A 7,150-nucleotide genomic window follows, 5' to 3' on the forward strand; every position below is an offset into this window, starting at 1 on the left:
TCAGTCTGCCGCGCCTTTAGCCCGGGCGGCTTCCTTTGGGTGCTCGAGCAGCTCGACCTCGAGCGGCCCGAAGTTCTGAGCCTGGACTAGCTCGACCTGGCCTTGCTTTTTGGCCTCGAGCAAGGCGATAAAGGCCACAGTCTGCTCGGCCCAGGTTTTGAAGGGTAGGTGGCTAAAGAGGCTTCGCCTAAGCCCCCGCAAGAAGCGGCAGATGCGCGTCCAGGCCTCGGGCAGGCCAAAGGTTTCTGGGGCTAGATGTAGCTCGGCCTGGCGGGAAAAGCGCTCGGCGGCCCGCACCAGCACCTGCACAGGCAAAGGGCGCAGGCGCCTATCCTTGGGCAGGGGAGAGGGGGGTACAGGCACCACCCGGGCGCGTTCGCGTGAGCGCTGCTCGAGAAAGGCAATGGCCTCCTCCAGGGCCACCAGGGTTTTTAGGAAGGGGGGGGCTTCAAAGCTCTCCTCCTCCGTTTCGGCCAAGAGGGGTGGGGGCTTTGGGGCAAAAGCCCGTAGCTTATGGAGCACCAGTTCGGCCAGGATGGGCAGTAGTTCGCTGCGCTGGGCCAGTCCCAGGGCCTGCACCTGGGCTAAGGCTTGTTCGCACAGCAACGCTATGGGCAGCTCCTGTGCGGCCATTCTGCCCTTGCGCACCTGCTCGAGCAGGGCGCTGGGTGTTCCGCTAAACGGCCCGAAGGTAAGGGTGATCATCGCAGGGCCGCGCGCAAATCCAGCGGGGTCTGCTGCCGCTTTGGCCTGAGCAGGCCGAACTTCTCTCGTACCTCCTCCATGGTGGCCTGGGCGATGCGCCGCGCTTTAGTGGCGCCATCCTCGAGGGCGTCCAGCACCTGCTCCGGTTTGGCCTTGAGTTCCGCGGCCCGCTCGCGGATGGGCCGCAGGGTTTTCATCATCTCCTGCATCAGGATTTGCTTGACCACCAGCGTCCCAATACCCCGGCGGCGGTACTCCTCCTGCAGCACCTGAACCAACTCGGGTGGGGCGAAGTACTGCAAAAACTTGAACACCACGCTGCGCTCGGGGTCTCCAGGGTCGGAGAGGCGGATGCGGGCGGGGTCGTCGGGCATGGTGCGAATCTTGGCCCAGATGCTCTCTTCGTCTTCCAAAAGGCCAATGGTATTGCCTACGCTTTTGGACATCTTGGCCTTGCCGTCGATGCCAGGTACCCGGGGGGCGTGGGGGTTTAGGTAGACTTGCGGCTCAGGGAAGGTTTCGCCGTAGGTCTGGTTCCAGCGGCGGGCTATTTCCCGGGTGAGCTCGAGGTGCTGGGTCTGATCCTCACCGACCGGCACGGTATCGGCCTTGTAGAGCAGGATGTCGGCGGCCATGAGCACCGGGTACATTAGCAGGCCTGCCGGTACTGAGACCAGCTTGGCGGCCTTGTCCTTGAACTGGGTCATGCGGGTCAGATCGCCATAAGGGGTCTGGGTAGCGAAAATCCAAGCTAGTTCGGTGTGCTCGGCCACGTGCGACTGCACGAACAGGATGACCTTGTTGGGGTCTAGTCCGGCAGCGATGTTGACCAGTGCGGCCTCGAAGGTGCGCTGGGCTAGGAGGTCTTTGTCGTAGGCCGCCGGGTTGGTGGGGGCGTGGTAGTCCACAATGCAAAAAATGGCGTTCTGCCCTAGCTGCTCCCCCAGGGCAATGTAGTTGACCATAGCCCCCAGGTAGTTGCCGATGTGCAGCTCGCCGGTGGGCTGAAAACCAGAAAAAACCCGCTTCATGCTCTATAGGATAACATTCTCTCGCCTTCGCACGTTCCCGGCCAGCTTCCCCTAAGGGGTAAGGCCTTCTGCGTCATATACGGCACACTGAATCGAGTTGCATCCAAGCCAGGACGCACATCTGCTCTTGGGGGCACCCTTTCTGCTTCGCAAGTCTTGCTGGGCTCTTTTTTCAGGAACCTGAGTCTATGCACCGCTGGGTTATCATGCGAGTAAGAGAGGGGGCTGTTGCGCTGTGAATTTGAAGGATTTGGAAACCTGGCTTTGGGATGCGGCCTGTGCCATCCGCGGGCCGGTGGATGCTGCGAAGTTCAAGGACTACATCCTGCCTCTCATTTTTCTCAAACGCCTCTCGGACGTGTTCGAGGATGAAGTCGAGCGTCTCAAAGCCGACCTAGGCCACCGTGCCTTGCAGCTGGTGGAGCAGGATCACAAACTGGTGCGTTTTTACATCCCCCCACAAGCCCGCTGGGAAGCCATCCGCACCCACACCGCAGCCGGCCTAGGCCAATATCTGACCGATGCGGTGCGCAGCGTGGCGAGGGAAAACCCAGAGCTCGAGGGCGTCATCGACATGGTGGATTTTAACGCCACTGCTGCTGGACAACGCATCGTACCTGATGAGTATCTGGCCCGCCTGATCGAGGTGCTCTCCCGGCATCGCCTTGGGCTGGAGGATGTAGAGCCCGATGTTTTGGGCCGGGCATATGAATACCTGCTGCGCAAATTCGCCGAAGATAGCGGCCAAAGCGCCGGGGAGTTCTACACCCCGCGCGAGGTCGCCATCCTGATGGCGCGTCTCATGGAACCGCAGCCCGGCATGACCATTTATGATCCCTGTTGCGGCTCCGGCGGCCTGCTGATCAAATGCCATCTGCGCCTTTTGGAGGTGCACGGGGTGAATGAAAACGGCCACCAGCGCCTGCCGTCCGAACTTGCCCCTTTGCGCCTATACGGCCAGGAAATCAACCCCGCCACCTTCGCCATGGCCCGCATGAATGCGGTCATCCACGACTTGGAGGCGGATATTCGCATCGGCGATGCCATGCGCCAGCCGGCCTTCAAAAACGCCGCCGGTCAGCTACAGACCTTCGATGCTGTGGTAGCCAACCCCATGTGGAATCAAAGTTTTCCCACCGACCTGTATGAAAACGACCCCTACCAGCGCTTTGGCCTTGGGATTCCGCCGACTTCCAGCGCCGACTGGGGCTGGCTCCAGCACATGCTGGCCTCGTTGAACGACACCGGCCGCATGGCCGTGGTGCTGGATACCGGCGCCGTAAGTCGGGGCAGTGGCAACCAGGGTTCCAACCGCGAGCGGGACATTCGCAAGGCCTTCGTGGAACGCGACCTGATCGAGGCAGTGATCCTGTTGCCAGAGAATCTTTTCTACAACACCACCGCCCCGGGCGTTATCATCGTCATCAATCGCAAAAAGCGTCATCCCGGCAAGATCCTGCTCATCAACGCGGGCAAACTCTTCGCCAAGGGCCGGCCCAAGAACTACCTGACCGATGACGACATCGCCGCCATCGCCGACGTGTACCATGCCTGGCGAGCGGAGGAAGGGTTTTCCGCCCTGATCACCAAAGGGGAAGCGGCCCGCAACGACTATAACCTTTCCCCCAGCCGCTACGTGAGCACCAATGGGCAGGAAGAAACCCTGCCGCTGGAGGAAGCCATGGTGCTCTTGCGCGAAGCGGAAGAGGAGCGGGCTAAGGCCGACTATGCACTACGCGAGGTATTGGCTAGATTGGGATTAGACCTATGAGCACGCCCAACGACTTGCCCCCCGGCGTCAAGATGACCGAAATCGGCCCCCTGCCCGAGGAGTGGCAGGTGGTGCGGTTGGGGGAGGTGGTGCATTTTGGGCGTCGTGCCCAGATAGAAAAAGCAGCTCAGCCATCCATAATCCCCTTTGTACCAATGTCTCTGATTCCGGAGGACTCGCTCTATATCACAAAATGGGAGTTGCGAGAGCCACAAGAAATACGGAGTGGAATACCTGTTTACGAAGGAGACCTATTACTAGCAAAGATTACACCATCCCTGGAAAACGGTAAACAGGGAATTATCATCAATCTTCCTAATGGATGGGGATTTGCCACGACGGAGGTCATACCATTGAGAACATTAGAAGGGTTGATACCAGAGTTTTTGGCTCTTTATCTCAAACTGCCAGCCATCAGAAAACAACTTGCCGATAAAATGGAAGGCACCACGGGCCGCCAAAGACTTCCAAAATTCGTTGTTGAAACTCTCCCCATCCCCCTCCCTCCCCTCCCCGAGCAGCAGAAAATCGCCCGCATCCTGGCGGCGGTGGACGCCAAAATCGCCGCCGAGGAGGGGCGCAGGAAGGCGCTGCAAGAACTGTTTCGGTCGCTGCTACATCATCTGATGACGGCCATGGTTCGCTTGCCAGCGGAACTTGTGGCGAAATTTGAAAAACAAGGGAGAAGTTTGCGTGACGAAAGACGAAATCCTGGAAAGGTTACGGCAGCATCGTGAGGAATTGACTGCCCGCTTTGGCGTGAAGTCCCTGGCGATCTTTGGTTCGGTTGCCCGTGGTGAGGCTCGAGCCGACAGCGATGTGGATATTCTCGTAGAGTTTTGCGGTCCAGCCACCTTTGACGGCTACATGGACCTCAAGTTTTTTCTGGAGGATACGCTGCGATGCAAGGTCGATCTGGTAACGCCCAAAGCGCTCAAGCCACGCCTCAAACCTTACGTGGAACGTGAGGCCATCTATGTCGCGTAACGTGCGGTTGTATCTCGAAGACATTCGGGAGAGTTGTGCCAGGATTCGCCGCTACACTGCCGGCTTTGACTTTGAACGCTTTGTAGCAGACGAGAAAACGGTGGACGCGGTGGTGCGCAATCTCATCGTCATCGGCGAGGCCGTGAAAAACCTTCCCCTGGACTTCAGGCAGCGGCATCCCGCGATTGAATGGCGGAAAATTGCAGGGTTGCGGGACATTGTGGTTCACGAATATTTTGGGATTGATGAAGATGTGCTGTGGGATGTGATACAAACCAGGATACCAAAGTTAGAGAAGGCCATAGATGCCATCCTTGCCGTTGAGTTTGGAGAAGATGAGTAGCATGGGCGAACGCCACACCGTGCAAAACCCCTTCCTGCGCTACGCCGAAGAGGCGGGCTGGACTTATTTGCCGCCCCAGGAAGCCCTGCGCCGGCGCGGGGGTGAGGCTTCTCCCTTGCTGCACGATGTGTTGGTGGCGCAGCTCCAGCGCCTCAACCCGGGCGTGGTCACCTCGGCGGCCAAAGCGGAAGAGGTCGTCGAACGTCTGCGCCGCGTGCGCCCCACCATCGAGGGCAACCTGGAAGCCTGGGAGTACCTCAAGGGCCTCAAGACCGTCTTCGTCGAGGCCGAACGCCGCGAGAAGAACGTCCGCCTGCTTGACCCCGAACATCCCGAGGCCAACGCCTTCCACGTCACCGATGAGTTCCGTTTCGCCGCAGGTTCTACCGCCATCCGCGCCGATGTGGTGCTTTTGGTCAACGGCATCCCGGTCATCGTGGTCGAGACCAAGGCCGCTACCCGCCCGGAGGGCATCGCCGAGGCCTTCGATCAGATCCGCCGCTACCACGAGCAGGCCCCAGAACTGATGGCCCAGGCGCAACTCTTCGCCCTCACCCACCTGGTGCAGTTTTTCTACGGGGCCACCTGGAATCTCTCGCGCAAGGGGTTGTTCAACTGGCGGTATGAACAGGCTGGCGATTTTGAGACCCTGGTCAAGTCCTTCGTCGCCCCGCGCCGGGTGCTGCGCGTCCTGACCGATTACATCCTATTCCCGCGTATAGACGGCGAGCTTACAAAGGCCGTGCTGCGTCCCCACCAGGTGCGCGCCGTGGAGCGCGTCCTGGGCCGGGCGCGCGATCCCAAGAAACGCCGCGGCCTCATCTGGCACACCCAGGGTTCGGGCAAGACCTACACCATGCTCACCGTCGCCCGCCTTTTGCTCCAGGCCCCCGCCTTTCAGAACCCCACCGTGCTGCTCATCGTGGACCGCAACGAACTCCAGCAGCAGCTCTTCCAGAACCTGGAGGCGGTCGGCTTCGGACACGTGAACCTGGCACGCAGCAAACAGGATCTGCAAGACCTTTTGCGCCGCGACACGCGCGGCCTGATCGTCTCCATGATTCACAAGTTCGACGACATGCCGGCAGGCCTCAACACCCGCGCCAACATCTTCGTCCTGGTGGATGAGGCCCACCGCACCACCGGCGGCGACCTGGGCAACTACCTGATGGGCGCCCTGCCCAACGCCACCTACATCGGCTTCACCGGCACGCCCATCGACAAGACCGCCTACGGCCAGGGCACCTTCAAGACCTTTGGCACGGACGACGAGCGCGGTTACCTGGACAAGTACTCCATCCGCGAATCCATCGAAGACGGCACCACCGTCCCCCTGCACTACCAACTGGCCCCCAACGATCTCATCGCCGACCGCGAGGCCATGGAACGCGAATTCTGGCAGGCCGCGGCGCTAGAGGGCATAAGCGACATCGAGGAACTCAACCGCGTTCTCGACCGGGCGGTGACGCTGACCAACATGCTCAAAAACCCGGCACGGGTGAAAAAGGTGGCGGCCTTCGTCGCCGATCACTTTCAAAAGTATGTGCAGCCCATGGGCTATAAGGCCTTCCTGGTGGCGGTGGATCGCGAGGCGTGTTGCCTGTACAAAGAAGCCCTCGACCAATTCCTTCCGAAGGAATGGAGCGCGGTGGTCATCAGCGCCAGTCACAACGACCCGCCGCACTTACGCAAGTATCACCTATCTGAAGATGAAGAAACGCGCTTGCGCCGTGCTTTCCGCAAGCCAGGAGAAAACCCCCAGATTTTCATCGTCACCGAAAAGCTGCTCACCGGCTACGACGCCCCCATCCTCTACTGCATGTATCTGGATAAACCCATGCGCGACCACGTGCTCTTGCAGGCCATTGCCCGCGTCAACCGCCCCTACGAGAGCGCAGGCAATCAGCGCAAGACAGCCGGCCTGATCCTGGACTTTGTGGGCGTGTTTGAGAACCTGGAGCGGGCGCTGGCCTTCGACTCGCAAGACGTGGAGGGCGTCATCACCGGCCTGGAGGTCTTGCAAAATCGCTTCAAGGAACTCATAGCCCAGGCGCGGCGCGAATACCTACCCCTGGAGACCGGGGATACCCCAGATAGGAGTTACGCAGTTGCAGTTGACTGGACATTCTTCTGTGTGCTAGGAGGAGAGTGCTTAGCCAAGCTTCTCCAAAGGGGGTGATGCCCATGAACCCACCGAAGTGCGATGACCTGGACTACATCCACTTTCTCATCGCCGCTCAGCGGGTCTTCACCTGTACCGAGGCCGCTCGCTGTAGTCCAAAGGAGAAGAGCCCTCCCGCCCATGATGCCTTT

The 7,150-nt window shown here is 60.0% G+C and carries 7 protein-coding genes and 1 pseudogene; 6 read left to right on the forward strand and 2 right to left on the reverse strand.

The genetic code is table 11. From position 1 onward, the window contains the following. Positions 1-705 carry a chromosome segregation protein ScpA gene (locus G552_RS0104415; protein WP_027881931.1) on the reverse strand — a complete coding sequence of 235 codons (705 nt, stop codon included), beginning with the start codon at positions 703-705 and terminating at the stop codon, positions 1-3. Beyond that, positions 702-1,736: a tryptophan--tRNA ligase gene (gene trpS / locus G552_RS0104420; protein ID WP_027881932.1), complete on the reverse strand. Its 1,035-nt coding sequence runs from the start codon at positions 1,734-1,736 to the stop codon at positions 702-704. Before trpS ends, G552_RS0104415 begins: the two co-directional genes overlap by 4 nt. 235 nt (positions 1,737-1,971) lie before the next feature. On the opposite strand from trpS, the gene G552_RS0104425 reads away from it, so the two are divergent. From G552_RS0104425 to G552_RS16220, 6 genes and pseudogenes are all read left to right on the forward strand, one after another. Next, a complete protein-coding gene (locus G552_RS0104425; RefSeq protein WP_027881933.1) occupies positions 1,972-3,507 on the forward strand; it encodes a type I restriction-modification system subunit M in 1,536 nt (511 codons plus the stop codon). After that, the gene (locus G552_RS15960) at positions 3,504-4,244 is read left to right on the forward strand and encodes a restriction endonuclease subunit S (protein ID WP_084640371.1); all 741 of its coding nucleotides are present in this window, start codon (positions 3,504-3,506) and stop codon (positions 4,242-4,244) included. The genes G552_RS0104425 and G552_RS15960 overlap by 4 nt, the downstream gene beginning before the upstream one ends. After that, the gene (locus G552_RS0104435) at positions 4,201-4,494 is read left to right on the forward strand and encodes a nucleotidyltransferase family protein (protein WP_027881935.1); all 294 of its coding nucleotides are present in this window, start codon (positions 4,201-4,203) and stop codon (positions 4,492-4,494) included. The genes G552_RS15960 and G552_RS0104435 overlap by 44 nt, the downstream gene beginning before the upstream one ends. Further along, positions 4,484-4,837, forward strand: a complete 354-nt coding sequence (locus G552_RS0104440) for a HepT-like ribonuclease domain-containing protein (protein WP_027881936.1) — start codon at positions 4,484-4,486, stop codon at positions 4,835-4,837. Before G552_RS0104435 ends, G552_RS0104440 begins: the two co-directional genes overlap by 11 nt. A 1-nt stretch (position 4,838) precedes the next feature. After that, the gene (locus G552_RS14745) at positions 4,839-7,016 is read left to right on the forward strand and encodes a type I restriction endonuclease subunit R (protein WP_245575110.1); all 2,178 of its coding nucleotides are present in this window, start codon (positions 4,839-4,841) and stop codon (positions 7,014-7,016) included. Then, positions 6,986-7,150, forward strand: a pseudogene (locus G552_RS16220) (IS701 family transposase); the annotation flags it as partial. The gene G552_RS14745 and the pseudogene G552_RS16220, both read left to right, overlap by 31 nt.

Origin of the sequence: Meiothermus rufus DSM 22234 (genome assembly GCF_000423425.1) — a bacterium.
Taxonomy (GTDB): Bacteria; Deinococcota; Deinococci; order Deinococcales; family Thermaceae; genus Meiothermus; species Meiothermus rufus.

Bases quoted from the DNA above. Each gene is read 5' to 3' on its own strand.
- G552_RS14745 (WP_245575110.1), top strand. From the start codon at position 4,839: ATGGGCGAACGCCACACCGTGCAAAACCCCTTCCTGCGCTACGCCGAA.
- trpS (WP_027881932.1), bottom strand. From the start codon at position 1,736: ATGAAGCGGGTTTTTTCTGGTTTTCAGCCCACCGGCGAGCTGCACATC.
- G552_RS0104415 (WP_027881931.1), bottom strand. From the start codon at position 705: ATGATCACCCTTACCTTCGGGCCGTTTAGCGGAACACCCAGCGCCCTG.
- G552_RS0104440 (WP_027881936.1), top strand. From the start codon at position 4,484: ATGTCGCGTAACGTGCGGTTGTATCTCGAAGACATTCGGGAGAGTTGT.
- G552_RS15960 (WP_084640371.1), top strand. From the start codon at position 3,504: ATGAGCACGCCCAACGACTTGCCCCCCGGCGTCAAGATGACCGAAATC.